Annotated in this window: 21 protein-coding genes; 18 read left to right on the forward strand and 3 right to left on the reverse strand. The window is 30.6% G+C overall.

What is annotated here, in order from left to right; translation table 11 throughout:
• Positions 1–50 precede the first annotated feature (50 nt).
• Entirely contained in the window at positions 51–530 is a 480-nt protein-coding gene (locus tag AAC008_RS00480) for an SRPBCC domain-containing protein (protein WP_339886761.1), read from the reverse strand.
• 1 nt (position 531) lies between these two features.
• Entirely contained in the window at positions 532–1,137 is a 606-nt protein-coding gene (locus AAC008_RS00485; RefSeq protein WP_339886762.1) for a flavin reductase family protein, read from the reverse strand.
• A 245-nt stretch (positions 1,138–1,382) separates the two neighbouring features.
• Here AAC008_RS00485 and AAC008_RS00490 point away from each other — a divergent pair, with 245 nt between their 5' ends.
• The 18 genes from AAC008_RS00490 (at position 1,383) to AAC008_RS00575 (ending at position 21,573) form a co-directional block, all read left to right on the forward strand.
• Positions 1,383–1,802, forward strand: a complete 420-nt coding sequence (locus AAC008_RS00490) for a hypothetical protein (RefSeq protein ID WP_339886763.1) — start codon at positions 1,383–1,385, stop codon at positions 1,800–1,802.
• A gap of 97 nt (positions 1,803–1,899) precedes the next feature.
• Positions 1,900–3,120, forward strand: coding sequence for a hypothetical protein (locus tag AAC008_RS00495; protein WP_339886764.1), 1,221 nt, complete (start codon positions 1,900–1,902; stop codon positions 3,118–3,120).
• A 27-nt stretch (positions 3,121–3,147) separates the two neighbouring features.
• Positions 3,148–3,408, forward strand: a complete 261-nt coding sequence (locus tag AAC008_RS00500) for a DUF4212 domain-containing protein (RefSeq protein ID WP_339886765.1) — start codon at positions 3,148–3,150, stop codon at positions 3,406–3,408.
• 28 nt (positions 3,409–3,436) lie between these two features.
• Positions 3,437–5,194 carry a sodium:solute symporter family protein gene (locus AAC008_RS00505; RefSeq protein ID WP_339886766.1) on the forward strand — a complete coding sequence of 586 codons (1,758 nt, stop codon included), beginning with the start codon at positions 3,437–3,439 and terminating at the stop codon, positions 5,192–5,194.
• Between the two features lie 123 nt (positions 5,195–5,317).
• Positions 5,318–5,512: a hypothetical protein gene (locus tag AAC008_RS00510; protein WP_339886767.1), complete on the forward strand. Its 195-nt coding sequence runs from the start codon at positions 5,318–5,320 to the stop codon at positions 5,510–5,512.
• Complete coding sequence (locus tag AAC008_RS00515; protein ID WP_339886768.1) at positions 5,505–8,216, forward strand: sensor histidine kinase; 2,712 nt, start codon at positions 5,505–5,507, stop codon at positions 8,214–8,216. Before AAC008_RS00510 ends, AAC008_RS00515 begins: the two co-directional genes overlap by 8 nt.
• A gap of 2 nt (positions 8,217–8,218) precedes the next feature.
• Positions 8,219–8,584, forward strand: a complete 366-nt coding sequence (locus AAC008_RS00520) for a response regulator (RefSeq protein ID WP_339886769.1) — start codon at positions 8,219–8,221, stop codon at positions 8,582–8,584.
• Positions 8,585–8,681: 97 nt separating this feature from the next.
• On the forward strand, positions 8,682–10,577 hold the full coding sequence (locus tag AAC008_RS00525; RefSeq protein ID WP_339886770.1) for an acetate--CoA ligase: 1,896 nt from the start codon (positions 8,682–8,684) through the stop codon (positions 10,575–10,577).
• 122 nt (positions 10,578–10,699) lie between these two features.
• The gene (gene acs / locus AAC008_RS00530) at positions 10,700–12,607 is read left to right on the forward strand and encodes an acetate--CoA ligase (protein ID WP_339886771.1); all 1,908 of its coding nucleotides are present in this window, start codon (positions 10,700–10,702) and stop codon (positions 12,605–12,607) included.
• A 91-nt stretch (positions 12,608–12,698) separates the two neighbouring features.
• Positions 12,699–15,182 (forward strand): zinc-dependent metalloprotease, encoded by a 2,484-nt coding sequence (locus tag AAC008_RS00535; RefSeq protein ID WP_339886773.1) that lies wholly within the window; start codon positions 12,699–12,701, stop codon positions 15,180–15,182.
• 97 nt (positions 15,183–15,279) lie between these two features.
• Entirely contained in the window at positions 15,280–16,422 is a 1,143-nt protein-coding gene (locus tag AAC008_RS00540; RefSeq protein ID WP_339886774.1) for an NAD(P)/FAD-dependent oxidoreductase, read from the forward strand.
• Positions 16,422–17,123 carry a methyltransferase domain-containing protein gene (locus AAC008_RS00545; RefSeq protein ID WP_339886775.1) on the forward strand — a complete coding sequence of 234 codons (702 nt, stop codon included), beginning with the start codon at positions 16,422–16,424 and terminating at the stop codon, positions 17,121–17,123. Before AAC008_RS00540 ends, AAC008_RS00545 begins: the two co-directional genes overlap by 1 nt.
• Before the next feature lie 89 nt (positions 17,124–17,212).
• Positions 17,213–18,265, forward strand: a complete 1,053-nt coding sequence (locus tag AAC008_RS00550) for a type III polyketide synthase (RefSeq protein WP_339886777.1) — start codon at positions 17,213–17,215, stop codon at positions 18,263–18,265.
• Between the two features lie 151 nt (positions 18,266–18,416).
• Positions 18,417–18,839: a 3-hydroxyacyl-ACP dehydratase FabZ family protein gene (locus AAC008_RS00555; protein ID WP_339886778.1), complete on the forward strand. Its 423-nt coding sequence runs from the start codon at positions 18,417–18,419 to the stop codon at positions 18,837–18,839.
• Positions 18,840–18,895: 56 nt separating this feature from the next.
• Positions 18,896–20,167 carry a beta-ketoacyl-[acyl-carrier-protein] synthase family protein gene (locus AAC008_RS00560; protein ID WP_339886779.1) on the forward strand — a complete coding sequence of 424 codons (1,272 nt, stop codon included), beginning with the start codon at positions 18,896–18,898 and terminating at the stop codon, positions 20,165–20,167.
• 39 nt (positions 20,168–20,206) lie between these two features.
• Positions 20,207–20,461, forward strand: a complete 255-nt coding sequence (locus AAC008_RS00565) for an acyl carrier protein (RefSeq protein ID WP_339886780.1) — start codon at positions 20,207–20,209, stop codon at positions 20,459–20,461.
• Positions 20,458–20,940, forward strand: coding sequence for a 4'-phosphopantetheinyl transferase superfamily protein (locus AAC008_RS00570; RefSeq protein ID WP_339886781.1), 483 nt, complete (start codon positions 20,458–20,460; stop codon positions 20,938–20,940). The genes AAC008_RS00565 and AAC008_RS00570 overlap by 4 nt, the downstream gene beginning before the upstream one ends.
• A gap of 3 nt (positions 20,941–20,943) precedes the next feature.
• A complete protein-coding gene (locus AAC008_RS00575; RefSeq protein ID WP_339886782.1) occupies positions 20,944–21,573 on the forward strand; it encodes a hypothetical protein in 630 nt (209 codons plus the stop codon).
• Here the strand turns inward: AAC008_RS00575 and AAC008_RS00580 are convergent.
• The gene (locus AAC008_RS00580; protein ID WP_339886783.1) at positions 21,570–22,175 is read right to left on the reverse strand and encodes a 3'-5' exonuclease; all 606 of its coding nucleotides are present in this window, start codon (positions 22,173–22,175) and stop codon (positions 21,570–21,572) included. The genes AAC008_RS00575 and AAC008_RS00580 overlap by 4 nt on opposite strands.

A 22,175-nucleotide genomic window follows, 5' to 3' on the forward strand; every position in this document is an offset into this window, starting at 1 on the left:
TTTAGAATTCTGAATTTTTAATCTGAATTATAAAGTAACTTTTTAAATAATTATTTTTCAAAAGAACATTGATTTTCTTCTCTCATAAAGTCAAATGCTCCTTTTCTTAATTTTATTCTATATTCTAAATATCCTTTTAAACAAGTTAAGAAGTTAGCCCAACCAAAAGAATTTCCTGAAAGCCATTTCAATCCTTTTAAATCGTTATCTCTGCTTTTTTCAGTAATTGTAACCAAAGTAGAATTGTTTTCTTTTTCAGTTAGAGTCATTTCAACTAAAAGCTCAATTTCATCTACTAACCAATAAAATGAAATATATTCATCTTTAATAATTTTTCCAACTCTAACAGGACAATCCATTTCAAATTCTGGAAAATTCCATATCAATTCACTTCCCTCATCCATCATTCCAGTACTTTTAGAAATAAAGTAATAGCTCATCGTGTCCGGATTAATAATAGCGTCAAAAACCTGATGAACGGGTTTCTGAATTTGCATTGCTACTTCAATTTCTAATTTTTCTGTTGTCATTTTATGCTCTTTTTATTGAAAAAATTTCTCCTAATGTTCCGTAATTTGATCCTGCCAAACGTGCTACAGGATTGTATTTGTCTAAATCAATGTGATTATTATCCTTTAATATAGAATCATCAATATGTATGATTTTTATTTTACCAATCACGACACAAGCACCACCATTGGTTTCGTTATCTATAAAGTAATGATGAATTTTTTCGCACTCCAGATGAACTAGGCTTTCTTTAACTCTTTTCGGTTTAACCAATACAGAATCAATTGGTGTTAGTTTTGCCAATTCAAATTCATCAGTTAAAGCGTCAACTGAAGCAGAAGTTGCATTCATTTGCTCAACAACATCTAGTGTTACTAAATTTACAACAAACTCATTATTTTTCAATACATTATTCAAAGTGTCCTTATATTTATTATTATCTCTACGAGTTGAAAACATTACACAAGGTGGATCACTTGAAACCATATTGAAGTACGAAAAAGGAGCAAGATTATTGATTCCGATATCGTCAATTGTTGAAATCCAACCAATTGGTCTTGGAATTATAGTTCCTGTAAGTAGTTTGTATAAAACAGTTTCGTCTGTTTCTTGACAATTAAATTGCATTTTTGTGGATAGTTTTTACAAATTACGTAAAATTTAAGCAAATATTGTAATGAATTTGATTTAATGTTTTAGCTAAATTTTAATTTTTTTTATGGATCAACTAAACTGTACTTAGTATACAATAATAGTAATGCTTTATTTTTTTCAGTATAAAATTATAAACTTCATAAAAAAAACATAAAAAAATTATATTAAAATCATTTTTATAATTGCTAATTTAATATATTTATGCAAAATTTTTATATATGGAAATAAATGCCTGTCCAAAATGCCAAAATGATAAAGTTGTTAAGAGCGGAATTATTAAAGAAAGACAACGTTATTTGTGTAAAAAATGCAACTATTATTTCACTGTAAATAAGTTGGGTAAAAAAATTGATGATTACTATGTAACTAAAGCTTTACAGTTATATTTAGAAGGATTAAGTTATCGTGAAATAGAGCGAATTATAGGTGTTTCACACGTTTCTATTAGTAATTGGGTAAAAGAGTTTAAAATAAAAAAACCACCACATCCAAATTATCATCCAACATATAAAATATTTAAACATCAAGAGCTTGTAGAATTCCTTTCAAACAAAGAATTGTTATCTGGTGCAGGTATGATAATAACCGAGCTAGGTGATAAATTCATGCTTATTAAGTGGGAGCGCTTTAAGGATTAACTATACTACTTTACATATATATATATCATAATTTTTTTCATTAACAAAATTTTAGACTTTGGTCAAGCGAAAACAAAAAACTAACCAAACTAAAATTATGAAAAAATTACCCATTTTAGCTTTATTTTTATTGACTACAATAGCTTTTTCTCAAGGCTCTCCTGATTATGGAGGAGGATTAAAGGTCAATATTAATGAAGATGGCTCTAAGTATTTTAGAATTATTTCATGGGCACAAGTGCAAGCTCAATATAATGATGATGTTCCTGTTACTGATAGCAAATTGAATTTCAATGTACGAAGAGCACGTGTTTTGATGTATGCTCAAATCAATAAAGATTTTTTAATTTTAACTCATTTCGGATTAAATAGTTTGAATGCCAACAACCTAACTCCAACTGGAAAAGGTGAATCTTCTCAATTTTTTCTACACGATGTTTGGACACAATATAGTTTAGGAAAAGAACATGCTATTGGAGGTGGTTTGCATTATTGGAATGGAATTTCTCGTTTAAACAATCAAAGTACTTTAAATATTATGACATTGGATAACCAACGTCAAGCATGGGCTACGTTAGGATTATCGGATCAATTTGCTAGACATATTGGTTTTTATGCTAAAGGTGCAATTGATAAATTTCAATACAGAGTTTCTATAAATGAAGCAATGACAAATAATTTGCAAGCTGCAACTGTTCCTGTAAATGGTGGTGCAGCAACTTATACAGGTCGAAGATTATTAGGCTCAAGAGATGCTGGAAAAAACTTTGCTGGTTATTTTGAATATGCATTAAAAGATAGTGAAAGTAACTTTTTACCTTACAAAGTCGGAACTTATTTAGGAGGAAAAAAAGTATTTAATGTAGGAGCAGGGTTTTTTGTTCATCCAAGTGGTTCTGTGGTTGCAGATGCTTCAGGAAATTTAAGTGGTCAAGATGTAAAAATATTAGCTGCTGATGTATTTTATGATGCTCCAATTGGTGCTAATGGAGGAGCAATAACAGCTTATGCCATGTTTCAAAATAATGATTATGGAAAAGATTTTACTTTAGGAACAACTTATGAAACTGGAACATTATTACATGGACATGTTGGTTATGTACTTCCATCAAAGAAAACAACTAAAATTCAGCCTTATTTGTCTTATGATGCTAGAAAAATTGATGCCTTAAACGATAATGCTAATCAAGTTGGTGTTGGAACTAACTTTTACTTTAGTGGTCATAACTCAAAAATAACTTTAGAATATCAATCTTTAAAATATGCTTCAAACAAAGCTGTAAATACTTTCACAGTTCAAGCAATGATTTACCTATAAAACCTAACTAATTAAACTATAAATATTATGAGCGATAAACAAAAACACGCAACTGCGTATTGGAAGGAAAATTTAAGATACCTTCTAATTTTATTAAGTATTTGGTTTGCGGTTTCTTATGGAGCTGGAATCTTATTCAAAGACGTTTTAAACGAAATCAAAATTGGTGGATTTCCCTTAGGATTTTGGTTTGCCCAACAAGGTTCAATCTATGTATTTGTCGTATTAATTTTTGTCTATGTACGATTGATGAACAAATTAGACAAGAAATACGGATTTGACGAATAATTAACTAATAAACTAAACAAAAAATATCATGGATGTACTTACTTGGACCTACATAATCGTAGGAATTACATTTTCTTTATATATCGGAATTTCAATTTGGGCTCGTGCTGGGTCAACTAAAGAATTTTATGTTGCTGGTGGAGGAATTTCTCCTTTAGCAAACGGAATGGCAACAGCTGCCGATTGGATGTCTGCTGCTTCTTTTATCTCAATGGCTGGAATTATTTCCTTTGCGGGATATGATGGTGCGGTTTACCTTATGGGCTGGACTGGTGGATATGTGCTTCTAGCATTATTATTAGCTCCTTACTTAAGAAAATTTGGAAAATTTACGGTACCTGATTTTATTGGGGAAAGATATTACTCTAACACTGCAAGAACTGTAGCAGTATTTTGTGCCTTAATTGTTTCGTTTACTTATGTGGCTGGACAAATGCGTGGAGTAGGACTAGTGTTTTCGAGATTTTTAGAGGTTGATATTGACACAGGAGTAGTAATTGGAATGATTATAGTTCTTTTTTACGCAGTTTTAGGAGGAATGAAGGGAATTACCTATACACAAGTAGCACAATATTGCGTTTTGATTTTTGCCTTTATGGTGCCGGCTATCTTCATATCTATTCAAATGACAGGAAATGTGATTCCACAATTAGGAATGGGTGGAACGGTTGTTGGTGAAGGAAATGTTTATCTATTAGATAAATTAAACGGCCTATCTACAGAATTAGGTTTTGCTGAATACACAAGTGGTTCAAAATCAATGATTGATGTATTCGCAATTACTCTAGCTTTAATGGTTGGAACGGCAGGTTTACCACACGTAATTGTTCGTTTCTTTACAGTGAAAAAAGTTAAAGATGCTCGTAAATCAGCAGGTTGGGCTTTATTATTAATTGCTATTTTATACACAACTGCTCCTGCTGTTTCTGTTTTTGCTAAAACCAATTTAATTGAAACGGTTAGCAATAAAGAATACGCAACTATGCCAGCTTGGTTTACCAATTGGGAAAAAACAGGTTTATTAAAGTTTGAAGATAAAAACGGTGACGGAAAAATTCAATATTATAATGATAAATCTAAAAATGAAGAATTCTTAGCGGCTCAAGCTGCAAAAGGTTTAAAAGGAAGTGAATTAACTATTGATAATGATATCATGGTATTAGCTAATCCTGAAATTGCACAATTGCCAAACTGGGTTATTGCTTTAGTTGCTGCTGGAGCTTTAGCTGCCGCTTTATCAACTGCTGCTGGATTGTTATTGGTAATTTCTTCTTCAGTATCTCATGATTTAATTAAGAAAATGATTAACCCAAATATTTCTGAAAAAGGAGAACTTTGGGCTGCACGTGGAGCTGCTGCTGTAGCTGTAATAATTGCAGGATACTTTGGAATAAATCCACCGGGATTTGTAGCTGCTGTTGTGGCACTTGCCTTCGGACTAGCTGCTGCTTCATTCTTCCCAGCTATTATTTTAGGAATTTTCCATAAAAAAATGAACAAAGAAGGAGCTGTTGCAGGAATGATAGTAGGACTTTTATTAATGCTTTTCTATATGTTAAAATTCAAATTTGGAATTTTTGATGGAGGAAAAGAAGCTGTTGATGGTTTAAAAGCTAGTTGGTGGTTTGGAATTTCTCCAGAAGGATTTGGATCTGTTGCAATGGTTGTAAACTTTATTGTTGCTTTTGCAGTAAAAAGTTTTACACCTGCACCACCACAAGAAGTACAAGATATTGTAGAAAATATTAGAATTCCATCAGGAGCAGGAGAAGCAACTGGACATTAAAAAATTAGTTTATTGGTTAAAACTAAGTAAATCCCTACTCTTAAATTATTAGAGTAGGGATTTTTTAGGTTTTAATTCAAAAAAATATTAATATATTTACTTCAAAGAATTTTTAAAAATTATATGAAAAAAAGGCATCAACAAAAACTTATTGTTTTAACTATAACTTTATTAATTGCATTTAATTTGCCAATATTATTGTTGTTTGATAGTTCAAACGTATTGCTTGGTTTTCCTGTAATTTATATTTATATATTTTCTGTTTGGTTACTTTCAGTATTAATTTCTATGTTAGTTGTAAATCGTTATTATGAGTAGCATAAGTCTTATTTTAATTTTATTAGCTTATTTAGGTTTCCTTTTTTACATTGCTCATTGGGCAGAAAAAAAAGGCAATTTAAAATGGACAAATAATTCCTATATCTATACTTTGTCATTAGCCGTTTATTGCACAGCTTGGACATACTATGGAAGTATTGGAGTTGCTGCTAATTCAGGTTTAAGTTATTTGGCAATTTATATAGGACCAATTTGTATAATTCCTGCCTGGATAATTGTTATGCGAAAAATTATTCGAATTTCAAGAGTTAACAATGTATCTAGTTTAGCCGATTTTATTTCGCTTCGTTATGGAAACAGTCGGTTTTTAGGAGCAATTGTAACGGTTGTATGTCTTTTTGGAATTTTACCTTATGTAGCTTTACAATTAAAAGCCATTGCTGAAACATTTCATTTAGTTACAAAAACAAGTTCTTCCTCTTTAATTTTTAACGATACAACTACTTATGTTGCTATTGCTTTAGCCTTATTTGCCTCTTATTATGGAACTCGTTATGTAGATGCATCCGAAAAAAGAAAAGGAATCGTTATGGCTGTTGCAATGGAAAGTATCTTAAAATTAGTATTCTTTATCATTATTGGAATTTATGTAACGTATTTTGTATTTGATGGTTTTGGAGATATTTACCAACAAGCATCTCAACTTGATGGTTTTGAAGAAAAGAATAAAATAGGAGGACTTACGCAAGGAATCAATTGGTTCTTTTTATGTATGGTTTCATTGTTTGCTATCTTTTTATTACCTAGACAATTTCACATGTCAGTTGTCGAAAATAATAGAGAAAAACATTTAAAAACTGCTATTTGGTTGTTTCCTCTGTATTTATTATTGTTTAATATTTTTGTCTATCCACTTGCTTGGGGCGGAAATGTTTTATTTGAAGGGAAAAATGTAAATGCAGACACCTATTCATTATTAATACCTCAATTGTTTAATAATGAAGTCCTAACTATTATGGTTTTTTTAGGAGGATTTTCTGCTGCAATTTCTATGATTGTTGTTTCGAGTATTAGTTTGTCGACTATGTTGAGTAATAACGTTTTAATTCCTTATACTTTTTTGGGAAAATTAAAAAATGAAGAACAAATCATCAACAACAAAAAGATTGTAAACATTAGAAAAATCGGAATTTTCTCTATAATAATTTTATCTTATTTTATTTATCGTTTTTTCGCTTTAGATTATAATTTAGTTTCCATTGGTTTAATTTCATTTGTCATTATAGCACAATTAGCACCAGCTTTTTTTGGAGCTATATTTTGGAGAAGAGGTTCAAGATTAGGAGCAATTTGGTCTATTTTAATTGGATTTTCGATATGTTTATATACGTTACTTATTCCGTATGCTATTGGAATTTCAAGTTCATCAAGCACTTTTGTTAATGAAGGTTTGTTTCAAATTCAATTATTAAAACCTTTTCAATTATTTGGATTAGATTATTTACAACCTGTTCCTCACGCTTTATTTTGGAGTTTATTATTTAATGCTTTGGTCTATTTTGCTGTTTCAGTTAGTTTTAAAGGAAATTACAGAGAAAGAAATTATGCAGAAATGTACGTTGATATAGACAAATACATAACTAATCACGAAAACGCTTTTGTATGGAAAGGAACAGCATACACAAGTGATATCAAAAAAGTGCTAATTCGATTTTTGGGTGAAGAACGAACCAAAAGAGCCTTAAATATTTTCAATACAAAGTATAACGTAGATATTACTGAAGAATTAGCTGATGCTAGATTAGTCAAATTTGCAGAAAATTTATTGACAGGTCATATCGGAACTGCTTCGGCTCGAATTTTAATTTCAAGTGTTGTAAAAGAAGAAAAGGTAACTTTACCTGAAGTTTTGAAGATCTTAGAAGAATCTAAAGAAAATATCATCATCAATAAAAAGTTGACCGAAACTTCTAATGAATTGAAAAAGATATCATCACAACTCAAAAATGCCAATGAAAACTTAGTGATTAAAGACAAACAAAAAGATGAATTTTTGGATACTGTAACTCACGAATTAAGAACTCCAATTACAGCTATTCGTGCAGCTAGTGAGATTTTACACGATGATGATGAAATTCCGGAAGAACTTAAAAAACAATTTTTGCAGAATATCATTTCAGAATCTGATAGATTAAACCGTTTGATTGATAAAATTCTAGATTTAGAGAAATTTGAAACTGGAAAACAAACGATTCATCCCACAAATAATAATTTAGTACAAACTATAAAAAAATCGATTGAACCTTTGCAACAGTTGATTAAGAACAAATCAATTTGTATAGAAATCACAAGTAATGATAAGGTTTTCTGTTATTATGATGAAGATAGAATAGTGCAGGTAATTACTAATTTATTATCAAATGCAATTAAATTTTGCCCAGAAACGGATGGAAAAATCACAATTCAATGTAAAATTGAAAACGATTTTGTAAAAACTTCCGTTATAGATAATGGAAAAGGAATAAATACAGATGATTTTGAGGCTATTTTCGATAAATTTTATCAATCAACCAATCAAAATATTAAAAAACCGGTTGGAAGTGGGTTAGGTTTAGCCATTTGTAAACAAATTATAGAACATCACAATGGAAATATTTGGGTAGATAATTGTATGAATGGTGCAAATATTTCATTTACTTTGCCAATAGAATCAACAAAAGATACTGAAATAAATTCAGCATAAATATGAAAAAGATACTACTAGTTGACGATGAGCCAAACATCATAATGGCATTAGAATACACTTTCAAGAAAAATAACTTTGAAGTATTTATAGCTCGTGACGGACAAGAAGCATTGGATATTTTAAAATCAAATTTCCCTGATGTTATTATTTTGGACGTTATGATGCCAATGGTTGATGGTTATGCAACATTAGAACAAATTAAAAAAGATAAAAACCTGAATCATACTAAAGTTATTTTTCTTTCTGCCAAAAATAAGACTTCTGACATTGAAAAAGGATTATCACTTGGTGCTGACGCTTATTTAACCAAACCTTTTTCCGTAAAGAATGTAGTGGATAAGGTTTTTGAGTTGGTGGAGTTATAAAAGCTATACTTAATTAGCAACATTTTTCCATATTGCATTCTGATTTTTTTTATATTTACTATATACAATTAACACAACCTCAAAGTAATATATAGTAATGAGTTACAATGAAATTTATTCTCAAAGTATTGATTCACCTGAACAATTTTGGGAAGCACAAGCAAAAGAATTAGATTGGTATAAAAACCCTGAAACTATTTTATCAAAAGACAATAACGATTATCCGCTTTGGTTTAAAGATGGTGAACTAAATATGTGTTATTTAGCTGTAGACAAACATGTTGAAGATGGATTTGGAGAACAAATTGCAATGATATTTGATTCACCTGTCACACAAACTGTAAAAAAGTATACATACAACGAAGTAAAAACAGAAGTAGCTAAATTAGCTGGTGGTTTATTATCATTAGGATTAAAAGCAGGTCATACAGCTATTATTTACATGCCCATGATTCCACAAGCTGCTTTTGCTATGTTAGCTTGTGCTCGAATTGGAGTAACGCATTCCGTAGTTTTTGGGGGATTTGCACCTCACGAATTAGCAATTCGAATTGACGATTGCAAACCAAGAGTAATTATAACCGCTTCTTCTGGAATAGAAGTTGACAGAGTAATTGCCTATAAGCCAATGGTTGATGAAGCCATAACTTTAGCTGAACATAAGCCTAAAAAAGTTATAGTTTTTAATAGAAAATTAGGAGCAAGAGTTCCGTTTAAGAAATACGATGTCGATTATGATGCTTTAGTTTATGGTTCTGATGAAGCAGAATGTGTGGTCGTAAATGCAACACATCCTTTATATGTTTTATACACTTCAGGAACAACAGGAAAGCCAAAGGGAATTGTCAGAGATACAGGAGGTTATGCAACTTCACTTAAATTTTCAATGCAAAAAATATATGGTGTAAAAGAAGGTGAAATATTTTGGGCTGCATCAGATGTTGGTTGGGTTGTTGGACACAGTTTTATCGTTTATGGCCCATTATTAAATAGAAATACAACCATCATTTTTGAAGGAAAACCAATAAAAACTCCAGACGCTTCAACATTTTGGAGAGTTATCGCTGAACATAAAGTCAATGTAATGTTCACCGCTCCAACAGCGATTAGAGCTATCAAAAAAGAAGATCCAAATGGAGAATTTATTAAACAATACGATTTAAGCAGTTTAAGAACTCAGTTTTTAGCAGGTGAACGTTGTGATGTTGCCACTTTAGAATGGTATCAAAAACATATTCCAATTCCGGCCATTGATCATTGGTGGCAAACTGAATCGGGTTGGCCTATGATTTCAAACATGATGAGCGTTGAATATCTACCCATAAAACCAGGTTCTGCAGGAAAAGCTGTTTCAGGATATGATATCAGAATTTTTGATGAAAATGGAGAACAAGTTGGACCAAACGAAGAAGGGTATGTAGTTATAAAATTACCTTTGCCACCTGGAACACTGTTAGATTTATGGCAAGATAATGAAAGATTTAAAGCAGGATATTTAAATAAATTTCCAGGCTATTATTTTTCTGGTGATGGTGGTTTTAAAGATGAAGATAATTATATTTTCATAACAGGTAGAGTAGATGATGTTATAAATGTTGCAGGTCATCGACTTTCAACAGCAGAAATGGAAGAAATTGTATCTTCTCATGAGACTGTTGCCGAATGTGCTGTAATCGGAATAAATGACGAGCTAAAAGGTCAAATTCCATTAGCATTAGTAGTAATAAAAACAGGTGAACTAATGGAAAACTTCCAATTAGAACATGAAATAGTTCAATTAGTACGAACCCAAATAGGAGCAGTTGCTAGCTTAAGAAATGTAGTTGTAGTAGAACGATTACCTAAAACTCGTTCAGGAAAAATTTTACGAAAATTATTGAGAAGTATTGTAGATGGCACTGACTATCAAATTCCTTCAACTATTGATGACGAAGCTATTATTGAAGAAGTTAAAGAAGAATTTCAAAAATATAAAATAGGAGCATTCAAATAGAATATATATTAATTTAGCAATATATAATTTATCAAAACAAACAGATTTCATATATTTACATTTCATAAATTGCTAAAAGCTAATTCCTGAATATAAACAACTGAACACAGAAAATTATCAAGATGAGTTACTATAAAATAAAAGATTTAGAAAACTATTTCAAAATGTATAAAAAATCGGTTCGTGAACCTAGAAAATTCTGGGACAAGATTGCCGATGAAGAGTTTACTTGGTATCAAAAATGGGATAAAACCTTTGAATTTGATATGCAAGAAGCAAATTTTAAATGGTTTGTAAACGGAAAATTAAATATAGTTAAAAACTGTATTGATAGACATTTAAACAAAAGAGGTGATAAAACAGCCATTATTTTTGAACCAAATGATCCAAAAGAAAAAGCACAACATATAACTTACAATGAATTATATGTAAGAGTAGCTAAAATGGCTAATGTTTTGCAAGAACATGGTATTCAAAAAGGGGATAGAGTTTGCATTTACTTACCTATGATTCCAGATTTAGCTATAGCAACTTTAGCTTGTGCTCGAATTGGTGCCATACATTCTGTTGTATTTGCAGGTTTTTCTGCTTCTGCTATTTCTGCTCGTATAAATGATAGTGATTGTAAAATGCTAATCACTTCTGATGGAGGATTTAGAGGTAACAAAACCATAGACCTAAAAGGAATTGTTGATGAAGCCTTAAAAAATTGTCCTTCAATTGAAACCGTTTTAGTTGCTAAAAGAACAAATACAGAAATTGCAATGAAAGTAGGGCGTGACAAATGGTTACAACCTTTATTAGATGCTGCAATGTCTTCTCACGTAGCTGAAATTATGGATTCTGAAGATCCTTTATTTATACTTTACACTTCTGGTTCAACCGGTAGACCTAAAGGAATGGTTCACACAACTGGTGGCTATATGGTTAACACTGCTTACACATTCAAAAATGTATTTAATTATGAAGAAAATGATGTGTATTGGTGTACAGCTGATATAGGTTGGATTACTGGACATTCATATATTTTATACGGACCTTTATTAAACGGAGCAACAACCGTAATTTTTGAGGGTGTTCCTTCATACCCTGATTATAGTCGTTTTTGGGAAGTTATTGAAAAACATAAAGTAAATCAATTCTATACAGCTCCAACAGCTATTCGTGCTTTAGCTAAAGAAAACCTTGATTATGTTCAACGTTTTCAATTAGAATCCTTAAAAGTTATTGGCTCAGTTGGTGAACCAATTAATGAAGAAGCATGGCACTGGTATAATGATCACGTTGGAGGAAAACGTTGCCCTTTAGTAGATACATGGTGGCAAACTGAAACAGGAAGCATAATGATTTCGCCAATTCCGTTTGTAACACCTACAAAACCAACTTACGCATCTTTACCATTACCTGGAGTTCAGCCTGTTTTAATGGATGAATTACGTAACGAAATTGAAGGAAATCAAGTTACAGGAGCATTATGTATTAAGTTTCCATGGCCATCTATGGCAAGAACTATTTGGAACGACCATCAGCGTTATAAAGAAACTTATTTTACTGCTTTTCCAGGAAAATATTTCACTGGAGACGGTGCTTTACGAGATGAAGTAGGTTATTACCGAATTACAGGTAGAGTAGATGATGTTATTATAGTTTCTGGACATAATTTAGGTACAGCTCCAATCGAAGATGCAATAAACGAACATCCAGCTGTAGCTGAAAGTGCCATTGTTGGATTCCCTCATGATGTCAAAGGAAATGCTCTTTATGGTTATGTAATCCTAAAAGAATCTGGTGAAGGTAGAGATAGAGTTAATTTAGCAAAAGAAATTAACGAAATGATTTCTAATCAAATTGGTCCAATTGCAAAACTAGATAAAATTCAATTTGTATCTGGTTTACCAAAAACTCGTTCAGGAAAGATAATGCGTAGAATTTTACGCAAAATTGCTGAAGGAGATTATTCAAACTTTGGTGATATTTCAACACTATTAAATCCAGAAATTGTAGAAGAAATAAAAGAAGGAAAGCTTTAATTTATATTTTAATTTAATTTTAAAACTGCTTCAGAAATGAGGCAGTTTTTTTATTTTGAAAACATTATATTTGATTTTCAAAATAAATTATATGTATAAAATCACATTACTATTGATTCTGAGTTTGTTTTTTCAAACAAATTATTCTTATTCACAATCAAAAAGAAAGAAAAAGCAATTAGAAGAAAAGGCATTACTGCTAAAAAATCAATCGCAATCTGAAAAGAAAAAAGAGGCTAAGGTTAAAGAGTATAGCCAAGTAGTTACTAAAGTTGCTATTTCAGATGAAGGGTTATTCAAAAGTCATAAAGTTGAAGATAAATTCTATTTTGAAATCCCTAATGCTTTATTAAACAAGGAAATGTTATTGGTAAGTAGAATTTCAAAACTTCCTTCTGGACTTGGCGGTGGTTATGTAAATGCGGGTACTTCGGTAAACGAACAATTAGTTGTTTGGGAAAAATTTCAAGACAAAATACTTCTAAAAGTAAAATCTTTTGCATCCATTGCTAATGATAGTTTACCCATAAATATATCTGTAAAAGCCAATAATTACGATCCAACTTTATATGCTTTTGATATTGCAGCGTTCTCTAAAGATTCTACTTCTGTAGTTATTGATGTAACAAAATTTTATAGTTCTGATATAAAAGCTTTAAGTGGATTAAATACTCAAATGCGAGAAACCTATAAAGTAAAAAACCTTGATGATTCTAGAAGTTTTATTACATCTGTAAAGTCCTTTCCTCAAAATATAGAAGTTGTTCAAGACTTTACCTATAATGCAGCTAAACCTTCAACGCTTGCCGATACAGAAACGATAAGTTTGCAAATGAATCAATCCATGATTTTATTACCTGAAGAGCCTATGCAACCACGAATTTTTGACAAGAGAGTTGGATGGTTTACCGTGAATCAATATGATTATTCTAGTGAAGCATTAAAATCGGACAAGAAAACTTTTATTAAAAAATGGAGATTAGAACCTAAAGATTCAGAAGCTTATAATAGAGGTGAGTTAGTAGAACCTATAAAACCCATAGTTTACTATCTAGATCCTGCTACACCAGAAAAATTAAGAAAATATATTAAAGCAGGAGTAGAAGAGTGGCAAAAACCTTTTGAAGCTGCTGGTTTTAAAAATGCAATAATTTGCAAAGATGCTCCAACCTTTGAAGAAGACCCTGACTTTAGTCCGGAAGATATTCGTTATTCAGTTATTCGATATGTGGCTAGTACAACTAGAAATGCCATCGGACCAAGTGTTTCAGATCCAAGAACAGGAGAAATTATTGAAAGTGATATAATTTGGTACCACAATCATTTGCGTTCGTATAGAAATAGATATTTATTAGAAACTGGTGCTGCCAATGAAAAAGCAAGAACTTTAAACACTTCTGAAGAAGATATGGGAGAAATGATGCAAATGGTTATTGCACATGAAGTCGGACACGCTATTGGATTTCCTCATAACATGGGAGCTAGCTGTGCTTATGATGTAGAAAGCTATAGACAACCAGCTTTTACAAAAAAAATGGGAATTTCAGCAAGTATAATGGATTATGCAAGATATAATTACATTGCTCAACCAGGTGATAAAGACGTTCGATTTATTCGTCAAATGGGACCTTATGATCATTATGCTGTAAATTGGGGATATAGAAAAATACCAAATGTGTATTCTCCTGAATATGAAGTATCTATTCTTGATCAATGGATTGAAGAAAAAGCTAACGATAGATTATATAAATTTGGAAGTCAAGGAAGTAACTTCGATCCAAGCTCTCAAACAGAAGATATAGGAAATGATGCCATAAAAGCAAGTACATACGCTTTAAAAAATTTAAAAATTGTATCTGAAAACTTAGAACAATGGACAAGCGAACAAACTAACGACTTTGATGATGTTGAAGAATTATACGGTGAATTATTAAGCTGTTGGAATAGGTATATTGGACATGTAGCTACTAATATTGGTGGTGTTTATGAAACCTATAAAAAGCCTAGTCAAATAGGCGATATTTATAGTAATGTGCCAAAAATAAAACAACAAGAAGCCTTGAACTGGTTGCAAAATAACGCATTTAATAGTCCTACTTGGTTGGTTAATACTTCAATCTTAAAAAATACTGCATATACTGGATATATTGAAGAATTTAGAAATTTACAAGTTCGTATCTTCAATAAAATTTTAAGTTTAGAAACATTAGGAAGGCTACAAAACGCTACAATAATTGATAATGACAGTTATAAACCCGTTACATTTTTACAAGAACTTAGAGTAGGAATTTGGAGTGAATTAAGTAACAATCAAAGTATTTCAATCTATAGAAGAAATTTACAAAGAGCTTATATTGAAAGAATGGAATTTTTAATGAAAGAAGAATTTAAAAATACTTCATCTAAAGAATATTACAATGTTTCTCAATCCGATGTCAGAGCTTTGGTTAGAGGTGAATTATCTCAATTGGAACGAACAATTCAAAATAAAAAAGGAGTACAAACATCTTTAGAATCAAAATATCATTTAGAAGATTGTTTGTTTAGAATTGATGCTATTTTAAACCCTAAATAAAGAGTTAATTGATATAGAATAAATTGACTGCTTCAGTAATGGAGCAGTTTTTTTTTGATTAAACAAGTGTTAATTAAAAGTTTTTGTAAATTAAAACATGAATAATTCTTACATTCGTAATATGAAAATCAACAATGAAATCTCTATAATTGGTGGTGGTTTAGCTGGACTTACAGCATCTATTGATTTATTGAAGCGAGGTTTCAATGTTACACTTTTCGAAAAAAATGATTATCCTAAACATAAAGTTTGTGGCGAATTTATTTCCAACGAAGTTTTACCCTATTTAAGAGGATTAGCTTTAGATGTTGAATCACTTCGACCTACAAATATTACTAAAACGGAACTTTCAACGCACTCTGGAAAAACTATTAAAACCAATTTACCTTTAGGTGGTTTTGGTGTAAGTCGTTATGCTTTAGATAATTATTTGTATAAAAAAGTACTAGAACTAGGAGGAAAGGTTGTGAAAGACTCAGTTATTCAAGTTGAATTTTATAATGATATTTTCACAATTTCAACACAATCTAATCAAGTATTTAAAGCTAAAATTGTTTTAGGAGCTTTTGGAAAACGTTCAAACCTAGACATTGAGTTAAAACGGAATTTTATCCAACAAAAATCTCCTTGGTTAGCTGTAAAAGCGCATTATTCTGGGATTTTTTCAAATGATTTAGTTGGATTACATAATTTTAAAGGTGGTTATTGTGGTGTTTCAAAAGTCGAAAACGAAGCTATTAATATTTGTTATTTAGTTCAATATGAGTCTTTTAAAAAATATAAAAACATAACTGATTTTCAAGAACATGTAATGTATCAAAACAATAATCTCAAAAACATATTCGAAGAAAGTAAACTCTTGTTTGAAAACCCATTAACTATAAGCCAAATTTCATTTGAAGATAAACCCAAAATTGAAAATCATGTTTTAATGATAGGTGATTCAGCGGGTTTAATTCATCCGTTGTGTGGAAACGGAATGGCAATGGCTATTCACAGTGCTAAAATTGTCAGTAATTTAGTTGATGACTTCCTTCAAAATAAGATTTCAAGAACATCAATGGAATCAAAATACATCACAATTTGGAATAAAACATTTAAAAAAAGGCTACAATTCGGAAAATTTTTATCCAAACTCTTATTGAATTCGTATCTTTCTAAGATAACAATGAATTTGTTGATAGTATTTCCTTTTTTGTTACCTATAATCATTAAAAAAACACACGGAAAACCTCTATAATGATAATAAATACCAAACATAGAACTGAAGAAGAAGAAATCATGGATGATTTTTCATTAGAAGGTGAAGAACTTCGTGAAGCATTGGACAAAATTGCGTCTATAAATCAGTTTTTGGGTGGAAATCAACTAACTTTACAAGGAGTCAAAAAATTAATAAATTCTAATACTGAGATTACAATCGTAGATGTAGGTTGCGGAAATGGTGACATGTTGAGAACTTTATCCGATTTTGGTTCTAAAAACAATTTCAAATTCAACTTAATTGGAATTGATGCCAACGCTTTTACGATTGATTATGCTATAAAATTATCAAAAGAATATCCAAATATAAGTTATAAATGTGAAGATATATTTAGTGAAGCTTTTAGTCAATTAAATTATGATATAGTATTGTGCACCTTAACTTTACATCATTTTAAAAATAGACAAATTGATTATTTAATTCAACTTTTTAACAAGCAAGCAAAAATCGGAATTGTAATTAATGATTTACATCGAAATATAATTGCTTACAGAGCTTTTCAACTAATTTGTTTTATATTTAGATTGAATAGAATGTCAAAAGAAGATGGTTTAGTTTCCATTTTAAGAGGTTTTAAAAAACAAGAATTAATCGATTTCTCAGAAAGAAATGAATTAAAAAATTATACCATTCATTGGAAATGGGCTTTCCGCTATCAATGGATTGTTAGAAGTTAGAAGTCAGAATTCAGAAATTAGAAATGAATTGCCTCTGTCTTTAACCTGAATTACCCTTAGCTTTAGCTATGGGATTAAAAAAAATAAAAATGCCTGTAAAAATAATAAATGTAGCTACTCAATTACCTGAATTCTCTAGAGAAACTAAAGATATTCTACCTTTTCTAGATGTTTGGTTAGTGAATCAAGATGATCGATTTAAACGTAAAGTCAAAAAAATTTTTGAAGGAGCAAATGTTGACAAACGTTACACCATAATGCAACCAGAAGAAGTATTTTCTTTACATTCATTTGAAGAAAGAAATGCCATTTATGCCAGAGAAATGATTGTTTTAGGAGAAAAAGTCCTAAAAAAAGCATTAGATAAAGCCAATTGGCAACCAGAAACGATAGATTTTATCATCACAGTAAGTTGTACTGGAATAATGATTCCGTCTTTGGATGCTTATTTAATCAATAAATTAAATTTACGTCAAGATGTAGTTCGATTACCAGTCACAGAAATGGGTTGTGTTGGTGGAGTTTCCGGAATTATTTATGCTAAAAATTTCTTGAAAGCTAATCCAAATAAAAGAGCTGTTGTTATAGCAGTCGAAAGTCCAACAGCAACCTTTCAATTGGATGATTATTCGATGGCAAACATTGTCAGTGCTGCAATTTTTGGAGATGGTGCAGCTTGTGTGTTGATGTCTTCGTATGAAAATGAAGTTGGACCAACTATTGTAGACGAATCCATGTATCATTTCTATGACAAAGAAAATATGATGGGCTTTGAATTGACTAATAAAGGGTTGAAAATGATTTTAGACATAGAAGTTCCTGACACTATTGAGGAACATTTCCCAGCTATTTTGCACCCTTTTTTAGAGCGAAATCAATTGGAAATAAAAGATATTGAACATTTAATCTTTCATCCTGGTGGAAAAAAAATCGTTAACTTAGTAGAAGGATTATTTTCTGATTTAGGAAAAAACATAGACGATACAAAAGAAGTACTTCGTTTGTATGGAAATATGTCAAGTGCAACGGTTTTATACGTTTTAGAACGAATCATGAACAATAAACCAAAAGCTGGTGAAAAAGGTGTAATGTTGAGTTTTGGACCAGGATTTACAGCACAAAGAGTTTTATTAGAATGGTAAATATTTGAACCACATAGTTTAAATAACTTTATGAAAATAGAAGAAATACATAGAAATTTTATTTACACATAGCTTTGCCTACTATATTGAGCGAAGCGACTTTTTAGTAAAACAATGCTATGAAACCTATGTGGTTAAAGAAATAGAAGAAATGACAAAACAAGAAATCCTATCAAAATTACCGTATTCCAAGCCTTTTTTGTTTGTGGATGAAATTTTGTCAATTGATGAAAATAGAGTAGAAGGTACTTTTACTTTTAATGAAAACTTAGATTTCTATAAAGGACATTTCAAAGACAATCCAGTTACACCAGGAGTTATTTTAACCGAAACTATGGCACAAATTGGCTTAGTTTGTTTGGGAATTTATTTGAATGAAGGAAAAGAAATCCAAAATATAGGTTTCACATCATCTGAAGTTGAGTTTCTAAAACCAGTTTATCCAAACGAGAAAGTAACGGTGATTTCAGAAAAAGTATATTATCGCTTTGGAAAACTAAAATGTAAAGTCAAGATGTTAAATGAAATGAACGAGGAAGTTTGTTCTGGGGTTTTGGCAGGAATGATTTTATGAGGGTTCGATTTTTCGAATTATCGATTTTTCGAACAATCTAATAATCTAATTAAATTTTGAAAAAAAGAGTAGTCATAACAGGTTTAGGAATTGTTGCACCAAATGGAGTAGGGCTCGAAGCGTTCACAAATGCCATAAAAAATGGTGTTTCTGGAATTGAATTTGATGCTGAACTGGAACGTTTAAAATTCTCCTGTCAAATTTCAGGTACTCCAAAAATTTCTGAAGAACTTAAAAGACAATACTTTACCGAATTAGAATTGCGAAATTTCAATTCAACCGGCATATTATATGGCGTTATTGCTGGAATTGATGCTTGGAAAGATGCAGGATTGACTATAGAAAATAACGAAAACCCTGATTGGGAAAGCGGTACAATCTTCGGAACAGGAACATCTGGAATTGAAAAATTCAGAGAATCAATCTATAAAATTGACGATTTTCAAACCAGAAGATTAGGAAGTACAGCCGTTGCACAAACCATGAACAGCGGAATTTCGGCTTATTTAGGTGGAAAATTAGGTTTAGGAAATCAAGTTACAACCAATTCATCTGCTTGCACAACAGGAACAGAAAGTATTTTATTGGGTTTTGAACGAATCCAACAAGGAAAAGCCAAACGAATGTTGGTAGGAAGTACAAGTGATTCTGGCCCATACATTTGGGGTGGATTTGATGCCATGAAAGTCTGTACTTTTAAACATAATGAAACACCAGAAAAAGGTTCAAGACCAATGAGTGCAACTGCTTCCGGATTTGTACCAGGAAGTGGAGCAGGAGCTTTTGTTATTGAAGATTTAGAAGCTGCTTTAGCACGTGGCGCTCGAATTTATGCTGAAATATTAGGTGGAAACATCAATTCAGGAGGACAAAGAGGTGAAGGAACAATGACAGCACCAAATTCAGTTGCGGTTCAAAAATGCATTACTGATGCTTTGAAAGATGCGAATGTAAATCCAAACGAAATTGATGCTATAAACGGACATTTAACAGCAACCTCAAAAGACAGTTTGGAAATTCAGAATTGGAGTCAAGCTTTAGGTCGAAAAGGAACTGATTTTCCATTTATAAACTCACTAAAATCAATGGTTGGACATTGTTTGTCTGGTGCAGGAAGTGTTGAATCTGTGGCAACAGTTCTTCAAATTTATAATAGTTTCTTTTTCCCAAATATCAACTGTGAAGATTTGAATGATGAAATAAAAGCACTAATTTCGGAAGATAAAATTCCACAACAATTGTTGCATAAAGAACTAAATATTGTGGCCAAAGCTAGTTTTGGTTTTGGTGATGTGAATGGTTGTGTTATCTTTAAAAAGTATAAATAGAGTATTAAGATTTGAGTATTAAGTATTAAGATATAAAACATGAATAAAGAAGAAATAATAGAAAAATTAAAACCTATTGTAAAGCCATTTGTTAAAGATGATGAAGCTTTTAATAACATCAATGAAAACACACATTTTATAACGGATTTGAATATTAATTCAGCTAATTTAGTTGATGTTGTTTTAGATGTAGAAGAAGCATTTGATATTGAAATCGACAATGAATCTATGGAAAAAATGTTGGATTTAGAAAATACCATTGCCATAATTCAAACCAAATTAGCTGAAAAATGATAGGAAATGATGTTGTAGATTTAGTTTTAGCCCAAAAAGAAAGCGATTGGAAACGAAAAGGTTTTCTAAACAAACTATTTACATCATTTGAACAAGATTTAATTCAAAAAGCTCCAAATCAAGATGAAATGGTTTGGATGCTTTGGAGTATAAAAGAGAGTGTTTATAAGGCTTATCAGAGAATTAATTATAATGAAGGGTTTTATCCTATCAAAATTGAAATTTTTGAAATAAATTCCAAAAACGAATCTATTATTCAATTATTTGGAACTTTATTCTATGGGAAAACTACTATTGATAAGGATTTTATAAAAACGATTGCAGTTTTACATAAATCAGATTTTAATAGAGTTCAATACTTGAAAACTTCAGATTATAGTAAAAACGTGAATGGTTTACCAATTGAATTACATTCAAATAAACCAATATCTGTGAGTCATCATGGTAGAGTCATAGAAGTTGTTGGTTTTAAATTTTAAAAAATGAAAAGATTTGTATTTATATATTTATTGATTTTTATTTCATGTTCAAGCATTACTCAAGGAACAAGTAATTTGGATATTAAAAAAGGTAGAAAAGAATACAAAAATTATGTTAGACAAATCAAAAAACCAAATTATCCTATTAATATGGATTCATTAGATTTTCCTGTCGAAAAACTTTATAAATTAACAAAAGTAAAATCAAATTATACAGAACAATTTGTTTCTTTTCCAAGTCCAAGTAAAGAAAATATTGAAGATTGGGAAAATTGGTATAAATTGAATAAAAACAATATCTATTTTGACTCAAAATATAAGGTTATAAAAGTAACAGAAAATGTAAAATATATAAGAAAAGCACCCAAAAAACTTTATTTAACATATGTTAGTATCATTAGAAAAATGTTTGATAATCAGCATTATTATGTAGAAGAATTTGATTATATAAATCAGAAACTTCATAGATTAACAGATGTTTCAATTTTAGATGATGAATTATATAGTGAGGAAAATGAGAGTTTTTCTTACCAAGAAATAACTTTCACAAAATGGAAAAATTGGTTTGAATTAAATAAAGAAAAATTAGTTTGGGATATTGAAAATCAAGAAATTAAAATAAAAAAAAACTAAATCTCCAACTTCTTTCTCAATTTCAAAAAGAGTAGTGCAGTTATAAAAGCATCACCAGAAGCCGTATGTCTGTCGCTTTTCCTGATCTTATAAATATCACACAATTCATCTAAACTTCTGTGTTCTTCAAAAGGTAAATGCTTTAATTTTTGATACATAGCATCTGTATCCATGTATTCGTTTTTAATCGTACCTAAATTAAGTTTATCTAGAGCTTCATTGATTAATTCAATGTCAAAATTCACATGATGGCCAATTAAAGTAGCATCTTTGATGTAATCGAGAAAGCGAATAATAGCTTCAACTTCTACAATTTTATCTTCGTTACCATTTCGCATGATTCCGTGAATAGGAACAGATTCAGGTTTAAATAAATCCTGAATTACAAAAACTTCAAAGTAATCATTCACTTGAATCATATTGTCAACAATAGCAACTGCTCCAATGGATAAAATTCTGTCTTTTTTGTAATCTAACCCAGTCGTTTCACAATCAAAAACCACATAGCGATTGCTTCGTACTTTATCTTCAAAATTAGATAAATACGTTTCCCAAAATTTGGGTTTGTCTTTTGTTATTTTCTTAAACCAATTCCAATTCAT

Source organism: uncultured Flavobacterium sp. (assembly GCF_963975515.1).
Taxonomy (GTDB): Bacteria; Bacteroidota; Bacteroidia; order Flavobacteriales; family Flavobacteriaceae; genus Flavobacterium.